Here is a 17014-nt window from a genome sequence, read left to right as displayed (position 1 = left end):
TCCCTCAGATCTCCGTTCGTTCCGCCAGCAATAAGGCGTCTTCGACATCGACGCCGAGATAACGCACTGTGTTCTCGATCTTCGTGTGGCCGAGCAGGATCTGGATCGCACGGATGTTGCCTGTGGCTCGATAGATCATGGCGGCCTTCGTCCGTCGCAGCGAATGCGTGCCGTATTCTGCTTTTCTCAGGCCAATTGCCGTCACCCACTCGTCAACCAGGCGGGCATATTGCCGCGTACTCATGTGCCCCGCCGGATCAACGCGGCTCGGGAATAGATAATCGCTTGTTGATCCACCCCGACGCTCCAGCCAAGATAAGAGCGTCGAGCGAACATCGGCAGTTATTTCGAACTGAACGGGTCGATTGGTTTTCTGCTGAATGACGATTGCGCGGGTACGGCTGTCGGCCCCCGCAACTACGTCACCGATCTTGATCTTGACCAGATCGCAACCCCGCAGCTTGCTGTCGATGGCAAGGTCGAACAGCGCTTTGTCCCGCAACCGGCCCTCGCGATCGAGGTGGAAGCGGATCGCCCAGATTTGCTTCTGGGTGAGCGGACGCTTGGTCCCTACATTCTTTCCAGCGTTCCAGGCGGGTCGGCGCTGCATGGCCGGATCATATCTCGAATATCCCATTGTCGTTCTCCACGGTCGGAATTGACCGGGGCGGATCAGACGCTGGCAGGATGAACAACCTTCCCGCAATGTGTCGCGCGACACTTGACAATTTGCGGACTTGAGACTATCCATGCTGTATGGAAATCCAGAGCATCAGGCACAAGGGTCTGCGGCGTTTCTTCGAAACCGGCAATGCCAAGGGCCTGGTTGGCGATGTAGGCCGACTACGCAAGATGCTCGCATTCATCGATGCCGCCGAAGGTCTGGACGAATTATCGGTCCCGCCCAACTTTGGCCTGCATGAACTGACCGGAGACCGCAAGGGCACCTGGTCGATGACCGTAACACGCAATTGGCGCATGACATTCGGTGTGAATGATGAAGGCGCACTGTTCGATATGGATCTGGAGGATTATCATGGCGCTTAAGATGCACCCGTCGCTCGCCGTCAATGTGGGTGACTGGCTGAAGAGCGAGATTGTCGAACCTGCCGGGGTTAGCGTCACGGCTCTTGCCGAGCATTTTGGCGTTTCCCGCCAGGCGCTGAGTACTTTGCTCAACGGCAATGCCAGCCTGTCAGCGGATATGGCGATCCGGTTCGAGAAGGCCTTCGGCGTCAAGGCCGATACGCTGCTACGGATGCAGACGGCCTACGAGCTTGCTCAGGCTCGCGAGCACGAAGGCGACATCAAGGTCGATAAGTTCGCAAAGGCTGCGTGAGCGGCTTCTGGGCCGATTTTGGACCGTCTTCTCTCAGCCGGGCGACGGGGGAATGCCGACATTCGGCATGCGACAGTGGTCGCTAAGATCGGGTAGGCAGCATGCGCTGTTCCTGGTCAGCGATATGTCGAGTTTCGTAACGGGGTCGGCGCTTTGGGCCGACGGCAGCAATGCTGCGGTGAAACTGTGCCTACTGAACAAGGGCAATTGGCGCGAGGGCAGACCTCAGGCTTGTCTGGTTTCCCTCTTCCATCCCCCCACGATTGCCATCAGTGCTCAACCTCGCAGCGCTGGAAACGGTCGTATTTACGCGGGCCGATGACAGGCGAAAATTGGCCACTGTGCGACATCCAGCCAGTTACTGGATTTTGTTCATGACGGCGAGTCGCCCGGAGCGCCGCCCAGCGCCTGGTATAGCGCGACATGGGCATTGAGGCGGTCGCTCTGGATCTGAACTAGCGCGAGATCGACCGACAGCAGCGCGCGCTGCGCGTCGATCTGTTCGAGGTAGGGCGAATAGCCTGCACGATACCGGTTGGTGGCATGGCGAAGGGCATCGGCCACGGCTGCGCGCTGGGCCTGCAGGGCGCGCTCCTGCTGTGCCAGACGGTCAATCACGGCCAGTTGATCCTCTACCTCGCGAAATGCCGTCAGGACCGTGCGCTGATAGGCGAAGGCGGCCTGATCACGCTGGGCTGTCGCGGCGTCGAACTGCCCTTCCAGCCTGCCACCGCTGAACAGGGGTGCAAGGACGCTACCGCCAAACGACCAGATCCCCACCGGATCGTCCAGGTTCGACGAAAGCACCGCACCGGCAGAGGCGGCAAGGCGCAGTTGCGGAAGAAACTGCGCCCGCGCCGCGCGCAGGCGGGCGTCGCTAGCGGCCAGAGTGAATTCCGCCTGAGCAATGTCGGGCCGACGCCGCGTCAATTCGCTTGGGAGAACGGCGGGAATGGCGGGCGCTTGCAGATCGGCGAAGGTTCCGCCGCGGGCGACAGCGCGCGGGGTTTGCCCGACCAGCTGCGACAGCGCGTTTTCCTGCCTGGCAATCGCGGCTTCTATCGCGGGAATTTGTTGCTGCGCGGCGCGATATTCGGCCTCTGCCTGCCGCAGTTCGAGCTGCGAGGTATAGCCAGCCTCCGCACGGTCGCGCGCGATCCTCAGCGCCTCGGCGCGCGCGGCAAGCGCCTCCCGCAGAATTTCGAGCCTGCTATCGAGCGTCAGCAGGGTGATATAGCCAGATACCGTAGCTGCTGTAACAGCTAGCGTGGCGGCTTCCCGCGCTGCCTGTGTTGCCGCGCTGTTGGCGCGCGCGGCATCTATCTGTGCCCGGTTGAGGCCGAACAGATCGATCTCGTAAGCCGCCTGAAACAGCGGTTGCGCGGCCAGCCCCTCGTTGGCGCTGCCAAAGGCGTTCAGGCTGCGCGATTCGCTGATCCCCGCCGTGGCGTTGAGCGTGGGGAGCAGCAGGCTGCGCGCGGCGCGTTCCTGCCCGCGCGCTTCACGAACACGCGCGGCTGCGATGGCGATATCGGGATTGTTGGCCTGTGCATCGGCCACGATTTGCGAAAGTGCCGGATCGCCAAAGGCATCCCACCACTGCCGCTCTACATCGCCGCGCGCATCTAGGTGCGTCCGCCATGCGACAGGCGGCGTCACCACGCTGGCATCGGGGATTGGCGCAAGCGTGGGTGCGCATCCGGCCAAAGCGGCAAGGAAGGCGATCGGGGTCAAACGGCGGGCGGTGTGGCGGCGCATCAGCGATCCCCCGTGTGAACCGTTGCGATCACCGACATGCCCGGCCCCAGTCTGGCCGCCGCTTCCTGGTTCGGATCGATGCGAATACTCACTGCGATGCGCTGCGGAACCTTTACGAAGTTGCCTGCGCCGGTATCGGGCTTGATGACGCTGAATTCGCTACCCGCAGCGGGCGAGACGCTCTGCACCGTGCCTGCAAGTTCAAGCCCGCCCAGCGCGTCGATCCTGAGTGTGGCTGGTTGGCCCACTCTGATCCCGGCAGTTTGGGCTTCCTTGAAATTGGCGACCACCCACAGCTGTTCCGGCACCAGATACATCATCTGCGTGCCGGGCGAGACCAGCTGCCCTTCACGCACCGAAACCTCGCTCAGACGGCCATCGCGCGGGGCGCGAATAACAGTGTTGTCGAGATCGATCTGCGCAAGGTCGCGCGATGCGGTGGCTCCTTCGACCTGCGCTTCCAACCCGCCTTGCCCGACATCGACCGAGCGCAGCTGCTCGCGCGCGATGTCGCGTTGAGCCATGGCCTGCGCCACACCCGCCTCTGCCTGACGCAAGGCAGCCCGTGTCTGGTCGCGTTCGCGCAGCGATACCGATCCTTCGCCGACCAGTTCGTCGACCCGGCGTATATCGGCCCGCGCTTTGGCCAGCTGGGCGCGGGCATTGGCGACGGAGGCCTCTTGCAGGCGCAGCTGCGCCTCAGCCGAGCGCCGGCTCTGTGCCGCATTGGCGAGGCTGGCGTTCTGCGCTGCCATGCCGGCCTCGCCCTGTGCCACCCGTTGCCGGTAGATCCTGTCATCGATGCGCACCAGCGGTTCGCCCTCTTTTACATCGGCGAAATCCCGCACCAGCACTTCGGTGACATATCCGCCGACCTGCGGACTGATGACAGTGGTCTGGCCGCGCACATAGGCATTGTCCGTCGTCTGGCTGTCCGCCTGAAACGGCGGCAACTGCCAGGCATAGAGCACGGCCAGTGCGCCAGCGATGATGGCAAGGGCAAAGAAGATCGTCTTGAGGCGCGATCTCTCCGGGGCCCATCCTTCGGCACTGGTCTCGTCCGCCGTGGGTTCTGCCTCGGAACCCCCTTCACCGGGAATTGTACCGGTGCCGTTATCAGGTGTTTTGTCTGGTTGCATGTCCGGCCCTTTGCTGGCCCCTTCGGTTTGCTGGTCTGGCTTTTTCTGGCTCATTCTTTTGCTCCGCCCATGATCGCTGCAAGCGCCTCAAGTTCCTTGGCCAGGGGCTTGATCCCGCGCGCACGGTTGTAGAGCCAGTTCGCAAGGAGCACTGCAAAGGCGATGGACGCAATCACACCAATGAGGAAAAACATGTCGTTGAAGGCAAGGATCGCCGCGTCGCGCCCCGCCTGCTGGATCAGTTGCCCGGCGCCGCTGGCCTGCCGCAGCACCGGATCGGCCATGGTGGCGTTATAGGCGGCAGCACGCTGCTGGATGGCCTGCGCAACGGCGGGATCGGTCAGCGATAATTCCCGCCCGATTTCCATCAGATGCACTTTTGTCCGAATGGTCTGGAACGCGGCCAGCCCGGCAACACCGGCCAGCCCGCCCAGTGTTTGCGAAAGCGAGAACACGGCAATGAAGCTGATGATATAGTCCATCCCCCGTGCCAGTGCGCGCAGCAACCCTTCCATCATGGCCGATCCGATGAAGTAGATCGCGGCAAAGGCCATCATCGCCTGCGTCCAGTAGAAATTCTCCGGGCGCGACAGCAGGCCGGCGCGCGTATCGATGAAAGCCGCCACGGCAATCAGCGCCAGCGCCACCAGCAATGGGCGTTGCAGATCACTGACATCCAGTCGCACGATCAGCACCACAAGGCCAAGCAACGTCGCGCCGGTAATGATCCAGTAATAGGTCACCAGTTGATCGTTTATCATGCCGACTGTGGCCAGCAGGCCGCCAGCTCCAAAACCCTGTTCGGACAGCAAAACCCGCATCAGGGCGCCGGTAACGGCAAAGATGAGGATGTTCTTGCTCGTCATCCAGCGGGTATGCAGCATGGGATTGGCGCGGTTATGTTCGATCAGGAATGCGGCGCCGATCATCACCATGGCGCCCGCCAGCGCCCATCCCAGCCACGGGGTGGTCCACCACTGTATACGGCCCTGAACAAGAAAGGTGCATAGCAGCGCCATCCCGGTGGCCAGCAACGGAAAGGTGACAAGATCGAGCTTCTCGAATGCCTTTTCAATCTCGCCTGGCGGTAACGGCAGGATGAAGACCGAACCGAAAGCCACCAACGAAAGTGCGAATTGCAGGTCGAACAAGTGGGTGATGTCGCCCCCGGCAACCAGTGCGGGCGAGATGGCGCGTGCAAGCGGCAGGGCAATCTGCGACAGGCCAAGGCCAATCAGCACGCCCGCGATCCGCGCTTTCGGCGGCAGGCCCTGCATCAGGTAATAGATGCCCAGCGTCGATAGGCAGCTGGCGGCGATGCCGGAAATCCCGCGCGAGACGAGTTCGATCTGGTAGCCTGCGTCGAACAGTTGCACGAAGTTGGCCAGCAGCAACGCACCCATGGCGACCCTGACGAAACGCTGGATGCCGAACTGCTGGCGCATCTTGAACAGCAATATGCTCATGCACGCATTGGTCATATTGTAGGCGACAGTGACCCAGCCCGATTCCACCGGGGTGAGCGCGAGATGGCCCTGCAGACTGGTGAGATTGGCCAGCAGCAGGCCGTTCTGGAAACCGCCGAGCACGGCCAGATATATCCCTATCAGCAGATAGCCTGCCTTGCGCCGCGTCGGATGATCCGGGTTGGCGGGAGAACCGGCCAGGAAAGGCCGTTCGTGCGGCTTGAACACATAGCCGCCGGATGAAGGCGTTGCGTCAGTCACCGTGGAACAGCGGTTCGACAAGGGTTGCGTGCAGGGCTGCGCGAAAACGGCCATCATCGGAAAATTCAGGCGAATCCTGCGTCAGCCGGTCGCGCCGCAATATGCAGGCGGCCGTGCCGAAGGCGAATTGCAGGAAGGTCATTTCAGGATGCGCGGCGCTGATCGCGCCGTCCGCTTTTGCTCGTGCGATGAGAGGGAGGAATTGATCGAGCAGACGGCGAGTCACATGGTCATATATCCACTGCGCCCGTTCAGGATCATGATCGATGTCGCGCACCATGAAGCGCGCCGCGTCGGGCCGGGCCGCCATGAAGCCGATATAGGCACTCATCGCGGCTCGTAGCGTAGTGCCCGGATCGCTGAAGCCGGTGGTCTTGGCCAGCAACATCTGCGCCGCTTCGATCTTCTGGCCAATGATCTCGATGATCCGCTTCCACAAATCCAGCTTGGACCCGAAATTGTAAGACACCAGGGCCATGTTGACCCCCGCATCATCGGCGATTTCACGCAGGTTGGTGGCGTCAAAACCCTTGGCGGCGAATATGGGGACCGCGCTGTCCATGATGGCCTGCACGGAATCTATCTCGTTCTTTCTGGGCCGACCGCGCGTTCGTTCGGATTGCGCCATGATCTATCCTTCAACGCGCCGCGAATGGACAGGTAGATAGACGCAATTACTATTTAATCAAGTGATGAATTACGGATTCGGTGAGTTAATGCGTTTGTCGGGTCTCGTGGGGGTCAGGCGCTCGCCAGCTCGGGCGGCACCAGTGGGCCACCCCGTTCGATCGCCTTGATCAGGCCCGGTTGTCGGTGCAGCCGGTCCAGATAGGATTGTAGCACTTGATAGGCATCGAGGGCGCCTGCCATTCTGGCGATTTCAAGCGTATAGACCATCTGGATGTCGGCTAGCGTCAGTTCACCGCCCATCAGGAAAGGCCCTTCGCCCACCCCTTCGGAAATGTAGGCGAGCAGATCCTTGCCTCGCGCATCCGCGAACTGCGCGATCGGATCGGGAAGCCCGCCCATCATCCGGCCCAGCAACGGCAGCAGAAGCGGAAAACTGGCAGACCCCTCCGCCAGATCGAGCCATTGGTCGTGCATCGCGCCCTGTGCGGTGCCCGCCTTGGGAGAATGACGGCCATCGCCGTAACGAGCGTCGATATAGCGCAGGATCGCGCTCGATTCCGCAAGGACCAGATCGCCATCGACGATGAAGGGCGCCTTGCCCAGCGGATGGATATGCTTGAGATTTTCGGGCGCGCGTCCGCTAACCCTGGCGTGGCTTTGCAGCTCGTATTCGAGATCAAGCTCTTCCAATAGCCACAGAATACGTGTCGAACGCGAAGTTTCAAGGTGGTGAACGACGATCATGCGTTTATCCTCTGGAGTGGGCGCATAGTTTGTTTTTGGCGCAAGGGTCAGGATCATGCGGAGTGATGGCCGTCCTGCTCCGCGGCCTCTCCCAAACGCTCGACCAAGGCACTGGTCATGGCGCGCAGATCGGCGAGCTGGTTTTCCTCAATTCCCACCTGCTTCGACAAGGCACGCGGTATTTCCCGAGCTGCGCTATGCAGATCGCGCCCATGCGCAGTGGGTGCAATCAGAACGCGGCGTTCGTCTTGCGGATCGCGCATCCGTTCCACCAGCCCGGCACGCTCCATGCGCTTGAGCATGGGGCTGAGCGTGCCGACATCGAGGTGCAGGCAGGACTGCAGCGCACCTACCGTGACGGGCTCACGCTCCCACAGAACCAGCATCACGAGGTATTGCGAATAGGTCAGGCCAAGCGGTTCCAGCAGCGGCCGATACAGGCGCTGGAGAAGATTGGTTGCGGCATAGAGGGGGAAGCACAGCTGCCGGTCGAGCCGCAGCAGTTCATCCTCCTCTTCAGCTGATGGACGGTGCTCTGTCGTCACGGGCGATTCCGTTAGGCCTCTGCCCGAACCTTAAGGTCAACATCGACATTTCCGCGTACCGCGTTGGAATAGGGGCAGACTTCGTGTGCCTGTGCCACGATCTTTTCAGCCGTGTCCTGGTCGACCCCGGCAATAGCGACATCGAGTGCGACCGACAGGACAAAGCCACCTTCGGCATTCGGCGACATCGAGACCGTACCGACGACTGTGACGTCGTTATCGGCGATCTTGTGCGTGTTGCGGGTGACGTGGATTACCGCATTGCCGAAACAGGCAGCGTAACCAGCCGCGAAAAGCTGTTCGGGATTGGTCGCTCCACCCTTTCCGCCCAGTGCTGCGGGCAGGGCAAGATCGACTTCGAGCAACCCATCGTCGCTGGCAACGCAACCGCTACGACCGCCTGTGGCAGTGACCTGGGCAGTATAGAGTATCTTCATGGCATCGGTCCTTTTAACTGGCTAGCCATAATATGGGCTGCAATGTAATTTCGTCAAGCGGTCTCTTTTTCTATTTGGTCAGTTCCGGGGGCTGACTGACATGGGCTATGCCTGATGATTGCTGAAGCTTTGCCGACAGATCGCCACCGATGCATTCTAATGTCCGCTTCGAGGTGATCGTCGCATGGAATTCGATGGCCTTAATTTGGGGCGCAAAGCTGCCAAGCGAATTAGACCCCACGACATTGAATTCGAATCTCTGGAGCGCGAAATCTCACTGACGCCAGGGGGCTTCGGATAGCGCCAGTCTGCACGCGATTTCATCACCAATTTCGGTCGCAGCCTCAAGGAGGGAGGTATCATCCAAGTGTGCATACCGAGCTGTTGTCGAAACCTGCCTGTGGCCAAGGAGGCTTCCAATCATCGGCAAAGTCTCGGATGATCGCGCTGCCAGGCTGGCATAGTTGTGCCTCAGATCGTGGAGCCTGACGTCATCCAGACCGGCATCACGTCGGAGCTTGCGCCAGAACCAGTCAATCGCTGAAACCGACTGCCCCTTGAATGGAAACACCCGCTCATCCCTCTTCCCGCGCGGCAATCCATCGAGCACCGCCCTCGCCTCCTCGCCAAGCCAGACGATACGCGGGCCGGTCTTGGAGTCGGTCAGTTTGAGCTTCCTCCCCTGAACCTCGCCCCAGGTGAGGTTGAGGATTTCGCCGCGTCGGCATCCTGTCAACGCGAGCAGTGTGACTAGCGCCGCTTCGACGGGCTGGTCAGCGCGCCGGTCGGCAAGGGCTTTCCCGAGCCGCGCCATTTCGGCGTCGCTCAGAAACCGTTCGATCTTGCGCCCCCTGTTCTTCTTCACGCCTCGAAAGGGGTTTGAGTGCTCAGGAATATAGCCCCAGGCCTCGGCCTTGGCGAACATGGCTTTCAGAATTTCCATGGCGCGGTTTGCTGCGCCCGGCCCTGCCGAGCGCGTTACCTCCGCGTGCCAGCGCACCGCATCGGCATGATCGATCTCGTCGATGAACTTGCTCGCGAACGCATGATCGAGGTGCGTGCGGCGGTAGATGTCGTGGATCTCGCGCGTCGACTTCTTCCAGGTCGGTGCCGCCACATCCCAGTAGGACTGAAGGAACGCCGCATAGGTCGGCGTCTTCCTGCCGCGCTTCTTCTTGTCTGCTGGGTTCTGCCCGACCTCGATCCGGAGGATCAGACGGCGGGCAATATCCTTCGCGAGGCGCTCGGTAACAATGGCGGCATCGCCGATCGTTATCAACCGCTGCTTGCCGCCGATGGTCCGCTGGAGGACGTAGCTCTTGCGTCCTGAGCTGTGGATGCGCTCGCCAAAGCCCGGAAGCACATAGTCAAATCTCGTTCGCCGCTTCCCCGCCTCACCCGGAACAACGCGCGCGAGTTCCTCGGCCAGGATATGCTTGAGGTCGTATCCCGTCACGCCGCGATGCCCAGTGCGCCGGCGAGGCTCGAACAGATCCGCTCGGCACTCTCCAAGATGATGTCGTCGGCTAGGTGCGCATAGCGCGCGGTCGTCTCGGGCAACGCATGCCCCAAGAGCTTGCCGATGGTCGCGAGCGGAATGCCCTTGGCAATGGCCACCGAGGCAAAGCTGTGGCGAAGATCATGAAGCCGGACATCGGGTAGAGCGGCCTTGCGCCTGATTTTGATCCAGTGCTGTCCCAGATCGATTGGATTCTCCCGATGCAACGCCGGAAAGACAAGCTGGTCGTCGGCACGGCGGTCGAGGCCATTCAGAACGTCAATCGCTTGCCGGTTGAGATAGATGGTCTTCGGGCCGGTCTTGCTGTCGGGCAAGGCAAGTCGAGGAATCTGGACGTAGCGCCAGCGCAGTGTTGTGATCTCAGAGGCACGTGCGCCCGTGTAAATGAGCATGAGGAGCGCCGGGGTCACGAACGGGTTCGCAAACTCGTGACTGGCTAACACGCTGCCGAGCCGGCGGTATTCGTCGGCGGAAAGGTAGCGCTCCGGGAGCTCGCGCTTGAAGCGGGAAACACCGCGACAAGGGTTGGTGCTCTTGGCGCGATACCCGAGCTTCTCCGCATACTGCATCATGACCGACATGATCGGGATGGTGCGATTGAAGCTCCCTTCCTTCTTTGTCATGGAGTCGCGCCAGCGGTTGATGTCGGATCGTGCGATCATGTCGACCGGAAGTTCGCCGAATTGCGGTATCAGCAGCTGATCGATGCGCGAGCGGGAGCTCGTCCTGGTCGACGGTTTCCAGTGCGGCGAATAGTCGGTCCAGAATTCCTCGGCGAAGTCGACAAAGAGCGGGACCTTTTTCTGCTCGGGCGCAGACGGCAGGTCGGCAAGCGTAGCCCTGATGAGCAATCTGCGCGCGGCAGCGCGCGCGGCGGGAGCGCCCAGCGCACCTGCCGCCACTCCCGCGCGTCCCAGCGTCACCATCCTCTGCACGCCTCGGGGCCTGTACTTCAATATCCAGCTAAGGTGTCCGGACTTGCGCTTGCGCAGTCCGAAGCCGGGCAGTTCATTATCCCATGTAATCCCGAGCGGAAGTGAGGCTCGACGGGCCACATGACCGGTCAGTTTCAGCTTATTGGATTGGCGTTTGTGGGTGACGGCTGTGCCTTGCCCACCCACAGATTGCCGGTGGGTTAGAAATTTCGAACTATCTGTTTTTACTAGGTTTTGCTCCATAAATGCAGCTTAGGCTGCGTACGGTGTGCCAATTGTACCCCCTTTGCCGGTCGAAATCCGGCTGCCAGATCCGGTTCGTATCAGGAGGATATGGGGAATGCTGCCAAGCAAGAAGCGGGTACCTTTGACCGCAGCGGCAATTTGATGATGACGGTGTGAAAGTCGACCGCAGCGACCTATGATCATGGTCCCGGCAATGACGCGAGGGAGTCCATACCATGACGCAGGTGACTTTGAGCGCAAACCCCAAGGGCAATGGGTTCCAGACAAAGGTCACCTATTCCAATGGTGTGTCTATTAGCTCGGCCGAGGCTTTCCCGACCCGTGCCGAGGCAATCACATTCGCCGCGATCAAGGTGCTCGGCATGCCCGAACGGCTCGAGGCATTCGACACGCCAGAAGGCGGCGAGTGAGACCCATGGACTGCGCTATCCCGAACAACTACGGGGTTCGCAAAGGTCCTCGAGCAAAACAAAAGGAGGAAGCCCTGATGGACTTCCTCCTCGTGGCCGGTGTCAGAATTCGTCGCTGAGCCTGCCCGGCACGGTGTCGATGACCCGGTCGAGATAGGCCGGGGGAAGCGCCCCGTAGTCACCCTCGTCGATGGCGATGTAGCCCCGCTCATCGTCGGTCAGAACGTACTGGGTGAAGTAACTGTGGTAGGACCGGGCGTGGGCCTGGTCGAGCGCGGCCACGAAGGCTGCCTGGTCTGCCGAGATGCCCCGGACGGTGTGGTGTGAGATATGCATGATCGTTCCTCCTGATGGTCGATGCGTCGCATCAGGATCTGCACGGATGGGGGTGACGGGCTGGGTCAGGGACCGCGCCATGGCGCGGCCGCGCAGCGGCGATGGGGGCAACGATTTTGCTGGACCGTAGCGCAGCGAAGGGGAGGCAAAATGGTGGGGCCCCGTCGTCCTTGACGCGGCCCCAAAGCCCCCGTCACACTTGGCAAGTCTGCGAGAGAAACCTCTCTCCAACCCTCGCGGCATCGAGCTGCTCTCGCCCCAGAAACCAGTTTCCTACAGGAGCGAGCGAGTGGCACTGTCAGGGCTGGAGGGGACCAACGGCCAACGAAAGGTTTGTCCCATGGCCAGGTCCAAAGTGAATGCGCGCGATGCCTTGCGCAGATTGCAGGAGCAACGTGAACAGCTTGCCGTCGAGGAAGCGCGTTTACGCGAAAGCGTGGCCGCTGAACTCGGTGCGATCATGCTCGAATGCGGCGCAGAGACGCTCGAACCGGCAGCGCTCAAGCGGCTGATGCTGAGGGTACGCGAGCTCGGTATCGAGGAGACGATGAAGCGCATTTCCCCATCGCCAAGATGAGCCATCAGGCGGCGCGGGGGGTTCGATGCCCCTCGCGCCGCCATCGCCGGTGAGCACAGAAAAAGGCCCCGATGGCTCGCGCCACCGGGGCCTTGTTCAATGCTTGCGAGGGTCAGTCCTCGTCGATGTCGGGAGCGCCTTCGTTGGCGGTGTCACTGCCATTGGCCCGGCCCTTCGAGAGGAAGTCGACCTTGTCGGCGATGATCTCGCAGCCGTAGCGCTTGGTACCGTCCTGGTCTTCCCACTGGGTGTAATGGATGCGGCCTTCGACAGTCACCAGCTGGCCCTTGGTGCAATACTTGGCGACGTTCTGGCCGAGGCCGTTGAAGCAGGTGACACGGTGGAACTCGCTGTCCTTGGCGGTGTAGCCGTTCTCGTCCTTGTAGGTCTTGCCGTCCTTGCGGGCCGGGCGGTCGGTCACCACCGAGACCTGGGTGATCTCAGTGCCACCTTGCGTGGTGCGGGTTTCGGGGTCGCGAGCGATGCGGCCAACGAGGATTACGAGATTGGTCATGGTACTTCTCCTGATCGGGCAGCGCGGGTCCATCCCGGCTGCAAACCCGAGCAGAAGCGCCCAGTGGCGAAGCGCACCGCAGGGGAACCCGGATCTGGTACGGGTGGTGCGGGCAGCCGGGCACAGCCCGGCAACACGGCCGAACCCGATCCGGGTTGCGCGTCTCGACGCGGGGTGTTTCAGGGACAGGTTTGCATCGAAGCCGGGTGGAGCTGAATGCCCTGAGCGGGGTTAGCCAGCCTCGTTCTCGGTCCTGTTGGACAAGCTGTTCTCGTCCCCCAGCCACGCTCCGCAGGTGCCCTGTCAGATCGGCCTCGTCAGATTGGCGTGGTGACCGATCGAACCTCGGCCCCAGACACGGGCATGGCCTTGAACGCAGCGCCATCGCTCGCCTGCGCCATGTCCACCGTCACCACTTCGGCCTCGTCGAGCGGATGCCCACGCAGCATCCATGCCTGCGGGGAGATGAGGCGCGCCCAGTCGGCAAACGAGGGAATGACACCAAGGTCCTCGCGCACATGCTGTTCGCCGACGAGGCGCACCGGAACAGTGCGGCCATCGGCATTGACGATTGTCGCCCCGAACAGCGTCTCGAGCATGAAGATCCCCTCGGCATGGTGACGCAAGGCCCGGTGGCGCGGGTCGGCAAGAATGGCTTTCGACTGGTCGAACCACTGGTGGAGCGGGAGATAATCGTCGACCACCCCGCCCCATTTGCGGACCGAGGAGAGCGCGTGATAATAGCAATGAGCCATGAGCTGGTCTCCTAGAGCGCGGTCGAATGATCGTCGGTGGCGATGAAGCGCAGGCTGCAATCGAGCGCAAAGGTGCCCGCCGCGACGTCGATCACAAGCTGTCCGTAAGCACCGTCGTTGTTCTCCCACCCGGGATGATGCCGTTCGAGCGCAAGATAGGTCAGCTGCTCAAGCGCTGCATCGAGTGCCTGCGGCGTTCGGCCATCATCGCCAAACCCCTCATCTCCACCATTGCCTGCCCGCGCTTGGGCTGGGGGAAGTTCCAGCATCACGCTTGGACAGGTGATCGTCGCCCCGGCGGCATCCAGACACAGCACGTCTTCGACCGCGCCGCTGTCTCCCGCGCCGTCGAAAGTGACCTCGACCGCGGCGATCCCGCCAGCCCTGAGCTGCGGAATGAGCACTTCTTCCAGCTGCCCGATGCGGTCGGCGACGCGGATCTGCCGCGTCGCGAGATGGCTCGCAAATTCCGCCATCATCGTGGTCAAATCGTTCATCGTATCCTCCTTAGGCCTGGCGGTCCCGATGGCCTTCACCGGCACCGCAAAACCCTGCGCATGCCTCCTCTCTTCCGCGGTAACGCCAGCGCCCGCGGGCGCTGGCGCGAAGGCCTTGGCGGCCTTAGGAGGTGCTGGCCGGTGTGCTTTTCGGGCAGGTACCGAGCGGGCCACGGCGATCGACCACGGTGATCCGCCGGGCCTTGGCCTCGATCACCAGGCGTTCAAGAACGCCGTTACCAGGAAAGGCGACGACGTAGCGCGGATCCGCCGAGAGCATGCGCTCGTTGCGCTTGAACCCGGCCCGGGCACCAAGGCGCATATCGAGCGAGAAGGTTACCTGCGCGATCCCGCGCCGCTCGGCCCAGCTGGCCGCGAGCCGGTCGACCCCCTTGGTGTCGCCGCCGTGGATGAGGACCATGTCGGGAACCCGGTCGTGGACCTTGTCGAGGGTGGCCCAGACGTTGTTGGCAAAGGTCACCGCCTCGGCATCGCTTGCCTGGCGGGTGCGCCCACCGGCGAAGACGACCGGCGTGCCTTCGGGCATGGCGGCCCGATGCCTCGCCTCGGAACGCGCGCGCAGGAAGTCGCGGCCTTCGACCAGCGCGGAGGTCAGCATGGCCCCGTGGTTGAAGCGCGAACTCGACACCGGCTTCCACGAGGATCCGAACTCGTTGAGGTAGAGACTGGCGGCAACCTCGCGCATCTCTTCGAGCGCCAGCATGGCGCTCTCGGCGCATTGCGCTCGCTCGATCTGGGTCTCGAGATCGTGGGTGTGGACTTCCGAGCCATCGGCGGTGGCGATGAGTGCGCGAACCTCATCGGTCGCCCGGTCGAGCGCAGTGGATTTGCGCTGCGCAGACCGGTGGAACAGATTGACGAAGGCCCAGCCCAGGTCCTCTCCATCGGCTTCGAGCGCGGTCCCCGATACCATCGCAAACAGGTCGGACCAGACAGCGGATAGCGTCTGGTTGACCTCCTCCGAGGTCGGGAAGTCGGTCTGCGCCAAGGGCGCGGGTCCGATCGAGAACCCGGCGAGATCGAGCCCGGCGAGCTGGTCGACAAAAGTGGTGTGCATGGGTCTATCCTCCTGACTGGTGTGACGCTGACGCTTGCAGCATTGGGCTGCGCCAGCGAGAGCCCGTCAGGGTCAGCTTGAGGCGGGACCCGCACCGTCAGGGGAACCCGCTTGGGCGGGCTGGCGCGGGCAGGACTGGCCAAAGGCCAGGCCAACACGGGCCTGCCCAAGCCGGGTTGCGGGGAGCGCCGGCTGGCCCAGGGCCTCTCTCGCATGGCGCAAGGCCAAGCGCGGAGCGCACGCAATTCACATCGGTCGATGGGGTGATGCTCTGTACGCAGTCCGCCCCAAAGGAACGGCACTGATCCCCGCCGCAGAACGGTAGCAGGGGGGCTTGCGAAGTCTCAGGCCGCCTGCCGTCTCCGGTAAACGCCTTCGCCATTCGACATGTGCCCGAGGCAGTCGTAGTCGCCGAACAGGACATCGAAGCGAGGCGCAATCTGCCCCAGCCAATGCTGCGCGCGGGGCGAGCGGGCGTGCCGCCACTCGGCGTCCCAGTATGCACCGTCATCCCGCTCGGCGATCCACACGGCAACAAGCCCGCCGTAGACCGAGCAGCCGAAGTCGGCATAGGCGTTGCGCAGCAGAATGCGATCTTCGCGGCCGCGCCAGCCCTCGTGCGGAACGAGCGAGGGAAAGGCCTCTCTCGCCCGCTCGCGCAGATCATCGCGCAGCCATTCGCAGGCGAAGTCCCAGTCGTCTTCGTCGTCGGCTTCGAGCACAGTGAACGCAACCAGTGCGCCGCTCGGATAACTGACCGATCGTCCCATGATCGCCTCCCTCAGGCCGCCAGCTGGGTGTCAGCGGGATCCTCGTCGGCTTGTTCGGCGGCAAGGTGCCCGCCGAGCCGGAGCAGCAGGTGCGAGGCTTCCTCGGCCTTGGCCGCCGCGGTCAGGATCGCCCGGTCGTCCTCCTTGAACAGCTTCAGCCAGTGGTCGATGTAGCTCGCATGGTTGTCGAGATGCGCGACCGGCAGGCCCAGTTCTGCCCCAAGCATCGCGCTCGAGAGTTCGGCGACCAGTTCCTCGGCGGCATAGGCCGCCGTGCCGAACCGGTTCTTCAGGTCCCGCCCCAGGCGGCTGGCATGACCGGTCCAATGCGACAGCTCGTGGGCGAGCGTCGCATAATAGTGGTCGAAACCGCTGAACAGGTGCGCGGGCGGCATGGTGACCCGGTCGGCTGAAGGCTCGTAATAGGCCTGGTCACCTTGATGGCGCAGCATAGCCGGAATGGCCCCGAAGAAGGTGTCGAGCGCCTGCTCACGACCCTCCGGCTCAATCAAGTCGAGCGTTGCCGCCGGATGGAAGCGGTCGGGAAGACCGTCGACCTGATCGGCATTGAACACCGGATAGGCCTTCAGCACCCGGCGCGCCTCGTCGCTCTTCTCTCCGGTATCGGGCGCTTCCACCTCTTTGGTGTAGCTCTTGTAGAAGATGGCGATAGTCGCCTTCTCGCCCTTGCGCACCTGTGCGCCCAAGTCCTTTGCCTGGTTGTAGGTCATCCAGAATGGTGAGGCGTAGCCGCACATGTCGGCGACCATCCACAGCCAGAACACGTTCATGCCGCGATAGGGAATGCCGCAGGCACGCAAGGGCCGCGATTGCGGCACACCGCGCCAGGGCTTGATCCATGGCCTTGTACCGGCCTCGAGCCGGGCGATGATTTCCTGGGTGATGCGGGCGGCAGGCGACAAGCCGCTGCCACGTTGTTTGCGATAGGCCATGATGGATCTCCTGATCGACCGGCCAGCCTGATCGCCGGGCAGGTCCAACCAGCGCCCGAGCCCCCTCCCCTCTCCTGGCTACACGAAGAAGCGGCCCTCCGGCGT

The 17014-nt window shown here is 62.4% G+C and carries 21 protein-coding genes; 4 read left to right on the top strand and 17 right to left on the bottom strand.

Annotated features, from left to right (window positions below; all coding sequences use genetic code 11):
• Window positions 1-4 precede the first annotated feature (4 nt).
• Window positions 5-637: a tyrosine-type recombinase/integrase gene (locus GRI99_RS09320; RefSeq protein ID WP_160771789.1), complete on the bottom strand. Its 633-nt coding sequence runs from the start codon at window positions 635-637 to the stop codon at window positions 5-7.
• 119 nt (window positions 638-756) lie between these two features.
• On the opposite strand from GRI99_RS09320, the gene GRI99_RS09315 reads away from it, so the two are divergent.
• Window positions 757-1047: a type II toxin-antitoxin system RelE/ParE family toxin gene (locus GRI99_RS09315; RefSeq protein ID WP_160771788.1), complete on the top strand. Its 291-nt coding sequence runs from the start codon at window positions 757-759 to the stop codon at window positions 1045-1047.
• Window positions 1037-1339 carry a HigA family addiction module antitoxin gene (locus GRI99_RS09310; RefSeq protein ID WP_202393022.1) on the top strand — a complete coding sequence of 101 codons (303 nt, stop codon included), beginning with the start codon at window positions 1037-1039 and terminating at the stop codon, window positions 1337-1339. Before GRI99_RS09315 ends, GRI99_RS09310 begins: the two co-directional genes overlap by 11 nt.
• Window positions 1340-1711: 372 nt before the next feature.
• Here GRI99_RS09310 and GRI99_RS09300 read toward each other — a convergent pair whose 3' ends face one another.
• The 9 genes from GRI99_RS09300 to GRI99_RS09260 all read right to left on the bottom strand — a co-directional run bounded on the left by GRI99_RS09300 (window position 1712) and on the right by GRI99_RS09260 (window position 10764).
• On the bottom strand, window positions 1712-3097 hold the full coding sequence (locus tag GRI99_RS09300; RefSeq protein WP_160771787.1) for an efflux transporter outer membrane subunit: 1386 nt from the start codon (window positions 3095-3097) through the stop codon (window positions 1712-1714).
• On the bottom strand, window positions 3097-4290 hold the full coding sequence (locus GRI99_RS09295) for an HlyD family secretion protein (RefSeq protein ID WP_237438254.1): 1194 nt from the start codon (window positions 4288-4290) through the stop codon (window positions 3097-3099). Before GRI99_RS09295 ends, GRI99_RS09300 begins: the two co-directional genes overlap by 1 nt.
• Window positions 4287-5963, bottom strand: a complete 1677-nt coding sequence (locus tag GRI99_RS09290; protein WP_160771786.1) for an MFS transporter — start codon at window positions 5961-5963, stop codon at window positions 4287-4289. The genes GRI99_RS09295 and GRI99_RS09290 overlap by 4 nt, the downstream gene beginning before the upstream one ends.
• Window positions 5956-6591, bottom strand: coding sequence for a TetR/AcrR family transcriptional regulator (locus GRI99_RS09285; protein ID WP_160771785.1), 636 nt, complete (start codon window positions 6589-6591; stop codon window positions 5956-5958). The genes GRI99_RS09290 and GRI99_RS09285 overlap by 8 nt, the downstream gene beginning before the upstream one ends.
• A 113-nt stretch (window positions 6592-6704) precedes the next feature.
• Window positions 6705-7394, bottom strand: a complete 690-nt coding sequence (locus tag GRI99_RS09280; protein ID WP_237438253.1) for a glutathione S-transferase family protein — start codon at window positions 7392-7394, stop codon at window positions 6705-6707.
• Window positions 7391-7882, bottom strand: a complete 492-nt coding sequence (locus GRI99_RS18860) for a MarR family winged helix-turn-helix transcriptional regulator (protein WP_160771784.1) — start codon at window positions 7880-7882, stop codon at window positions 7391-7393. Before GRI99_RS18860 ends, GRI99_RS09280 begins: the two co-directional genes overlap by 4 nt.
• An 11-nt stretch (window positions 7883-7893) precedes the next feature.
• Window positions 7894-8319 carry an organic hydroperoxide resistance protein gene (locus GRI99_RS09270; RefSeq protein WP_160771783.1) on the bottom strand — a complete coding sequence of 142 codons (426 nt, stop codon included), beginning with the start codon at window positions 8317-8319 and terminating at the stop codon, window positions 7894-7896.
• A gap of 274 nt (window positions 8320-8593) precedes the next feature.
• Window positions 8594-9775, bottom strand: a complete 1182-nt coding sequence (locus tag GRI99_RS09265; protein ID WP_160771782.1) for a tyrosine-type recombinase/integrase — start codon at window positions 9773-9775, stop codon at window positions 8594-8596.
• The gene (locus tag GRI99_RS09260) at window positions 9772-10764 is read right to left on the bottom strand and encodes a tyrosine-type recombinase/integrase (RefSeq protein ID WP_160771781.1); all 993 of its coding nucleotides are present in this window, start codon (window positions 10762-10764) and stop codon (window positions 9772-9774) included. Before GRI99_RS09260 ends, GRI99_RS09265 begins: the two co-directional genes overlap by 4 nt.
• Before the next feature lie 470 nt (window positions 10765-11234).
• On the opposite strand from GRI99_RS09260, the gene GRI99_RS09255 reads away from it, so the two are divergent.
• Window positions 11235-11429 (top strand): hypothetical protein, encoded by a 195-nt coding sequence (locus tag GRI99_RS09255; RefSeq protein WP_160771780.1) that lies wholly within the window; start codon window positions 11235-11237, stop codon window positions 11427-11429.
• A gap of 102 nt (window positions 11430-11531) precedes the next feature.
• Here GRI99_RS09255 and GRI99_RS09250 read toward each other — a convergent pair whose 3' ends face one another.
• Entirely contained in the window at window positions 11532-11765 is a 234-nt protein-coding gene (locus GRI99_RS09250) for a hypothetical protein (RefSeq protein ID WP_160771779.1), read from the bottom strand.
• Window positions 11766-12105: 340 nt separating this feature from the next.
• Here GRI99_RS09250 and GRI99_RS09245 point away from each other — a divergent pair, with 340 nt between their 5' ends.
• Window positions 12106-12342, top strand: a complete 237-nt coding sequence (locus GRI99_RS09245) for a DUF6437 family protein (protein ID WP_160771778.1) — start codon at window positions 12106-12108, stop codon at window positions 12340-12342.
• Between the two features lie 112 nt (window positions 12343-12454).
• On the opposite strand, the gene GRI99_RS09240 is transcribed toward GRI99_RS09245, so the two are convergent.
• The 6 genes from GRI99_RS09240 to GRI99_RS09215 form a co-directional block, all read right to left on the bottom strand.
• A complete protein-coding gene (locus GRI99_RS09240; protein ID WP_160771777.1) occupies window positions 12455-12856 on the bottom strand; it encodes a single-stranded DNA-binding protein in 402 nt (133 codons plus the stop codon).
• 317 nt (window positions 12857-13173) lie between these two features.
• Window positions 13174-13611 (bottom strand): DUF6915 family protein, encoded by a 438-nt coding sequence (locus tag GRI99_RS09235; protein WP_160771776.1) that lies wholly within the window; start codon window positions 13609-13611, stop codon window positions 13174-13176.
• An 11-nt stretch (window positions 13612-13622) separates the two neighbouring features.
• Entirely contained in the window at window positions 13623-14108 is a 486-nt protein-coding gene (locus tag GRI99_RS09230; RefSeq protein WP_160771775.1) for a DUF6878 family protein, read from the bottom strand.
• A gap of 124 nt (window positions 14109-14232) precedes the next feature.
• Entirely contained in the window at window positions 14233-15186 is a 954-nt protein-coding gene (locus GRI99_RS09225) for a DUF2493 domain-containing protein (RefSeq protein WP_160771774.1), read from the bottom strand.
• Between the two features lie 344 nt (window positions 15187-15530).
• A complete protein-coding gene (locus GRI99_RS09220) occupies window positions 15531-15956 on the bottom strand; it encodes a hypothetical protein (protein ID WP_160771773.1) in 426 nt (141 codons plus the stop codon).
• Between the two features lie 11 nt (window positions 15957-15967).
• Window positions 15968-16909, bottom strand: coding sequence for an ArdC family protein (locus GRI99_RS09215; RefSeq protein ID WP_160771998.1), 942 nt, complete (start codon window positions 16907-16909; stop codon window positions 15968-15970).
• Window positions 16910-17014 lie beyond the last annotated feature (105 nt).

Source organism: Alteraurantiacibacter buctensis (genome assembly GCF_009827655.1).
GTDB classification, from domain to species: Bacteria; Pseudomonadota; Alphaproteobacteria; order Sphingomonadales; family Sphingomonadaceae; genus Alteraurantiacibacter; species Alteraurantiacibacter buctensis.
This window is presented reverse-complemented; position numbering and strand designations above follow the sequence as displayed.

Excerpts from the sequence above, each read along its gene's own strand:
- GRI99_RS09260 (WP_160771781.1), bottom strand. The coding sequence starts at position 10,764 with ATGGTGACGCTGGGACGCGCGGGAGTGGCGGCAGGTGCGCTGGGCGCT.
- GRI99_RS09225 (WP_160771774.1), bottom strand. The coding sequence starts at position 15,186 with ATGCACACCACTTTTGTCGACCAGCTCGCCGGGCTCGATCTCGCCGGG.
- GRI99_RS09270 (WP_160771783.1), bottom strand. The coding sequence starts at position 8,319 with ATGAAGATACTCTATACTGCCCAGGTCACTGCCACAGGCGGTCGTAGC.
- GRI99_RS09220 (WP_160771773.1), bottom strand. The coding sequence starts at position 15,956 with ATGGGACGATCGGTCAGTTATCCGAGCGGCGCACTGGTTGCGTTCACT.
- GRI99_RS09285 (WP_160771785.1), bottom strand. The coding sequence starts at position 6,591 with ATGGCGCAATCCGAACGAACGCGCGGTCGGCCCAGAAAGAACGAGATA.
- GRI99_RS09255 (WP_160771780.1), top strand. The coding sequence starts at position 11,235 with ATGACGCAGGTGACTTTGAGCGCAAACCCCAAGGGCAATGGGTTCCAG.
- GRI99_RS09300 (WP_160771787.1), bottom strand. The coding sequence starts at position 3,097 with ATGCGCCGCCACACCGCCCGCCGTTTGACCCCGATCGCCTTCCTTGCC.
- GRI99_RS09310 (WP_202393022.1), top strand. The coding sequence starts at position 1,037 with ATGGCGCTTAAGATGCACCCGTCGCTCGCCGTCAATGTGGGTGACTGG.
- GRI99_RS09315 (WP_160771788.1), top strand. The coding sequence starts at position 757 with ATGGAAATCCAGAGCATCAGGCACAAGGGTCTGCGGCGTTTCTTCGAA.
- GRI99_RS09320 (WP_160771789.1), bottom strand. The coding sequence starts at position 637 with ATGGGATATTCGAGATATGATCCGGCCATGCAGCGCCGACCCGCCTGG.
- GRI99_RS09230 (WP_160771775.1), bottom strand. The coding sequence starts at position 14,108 with ATGAACGATTTGACCACGATGATGGCGGAATTTGCGAGCCATCTCGCG.
- GRI99_RS09295 (WP_237438254.1), bottom strand. The coding sequence starts at position 4,290 with ATGAGCCAGAAAAAGCCAGACCAGCAAACCGAAGGGGCCAGCAAAGGG.
- GRI99_RS09280 (WP_237438253.1), bottom strand. The coding sequence starts at position 7,394 with ATGATCCTGACCCTTGCGCCAAAAACAAACTATGCGCCCACTCCAGAG.
- GRI99_RS09235 (WP_160771776.1), bottom strand. The coding sequence starts at position 13,611 with ATGGCTCATTGCTATTATCACGCGCTCTCCTCGGTCCGCAAATGGGGC.
- GRI99_RS09250 (WP_160771779.1), bottom strand. The coding sequence starts at position 11,765 with ATGCATATCTCACACCACACCGTCCGGGGCATCTCGGCAGACCAGGCA.
- GRI99_RS09240 (WP_160771777.1), bottom strand. The coding sequence starts at position 12,856 with ATGACCAATCTCGTAATCCTCGTTGGCCGCATCGCTCGCGACCCCGAA.
- GRI99_RS09215 (WP_160771998.1), bottom strand. The coding sequence starts at position 16,909 with ATGGCCTATCGCAAACAACGTGGCAGCGGCTTGTCGCCTGCCGCCCGC.
- GRI99_RS09245 (WP_160771778.1), top strand. The coding sequence starts at position 12,106 with ATGGCCAGGTCCAAAGTGAATGCGCGCGATGCCTTGCGCAGATTGCAG.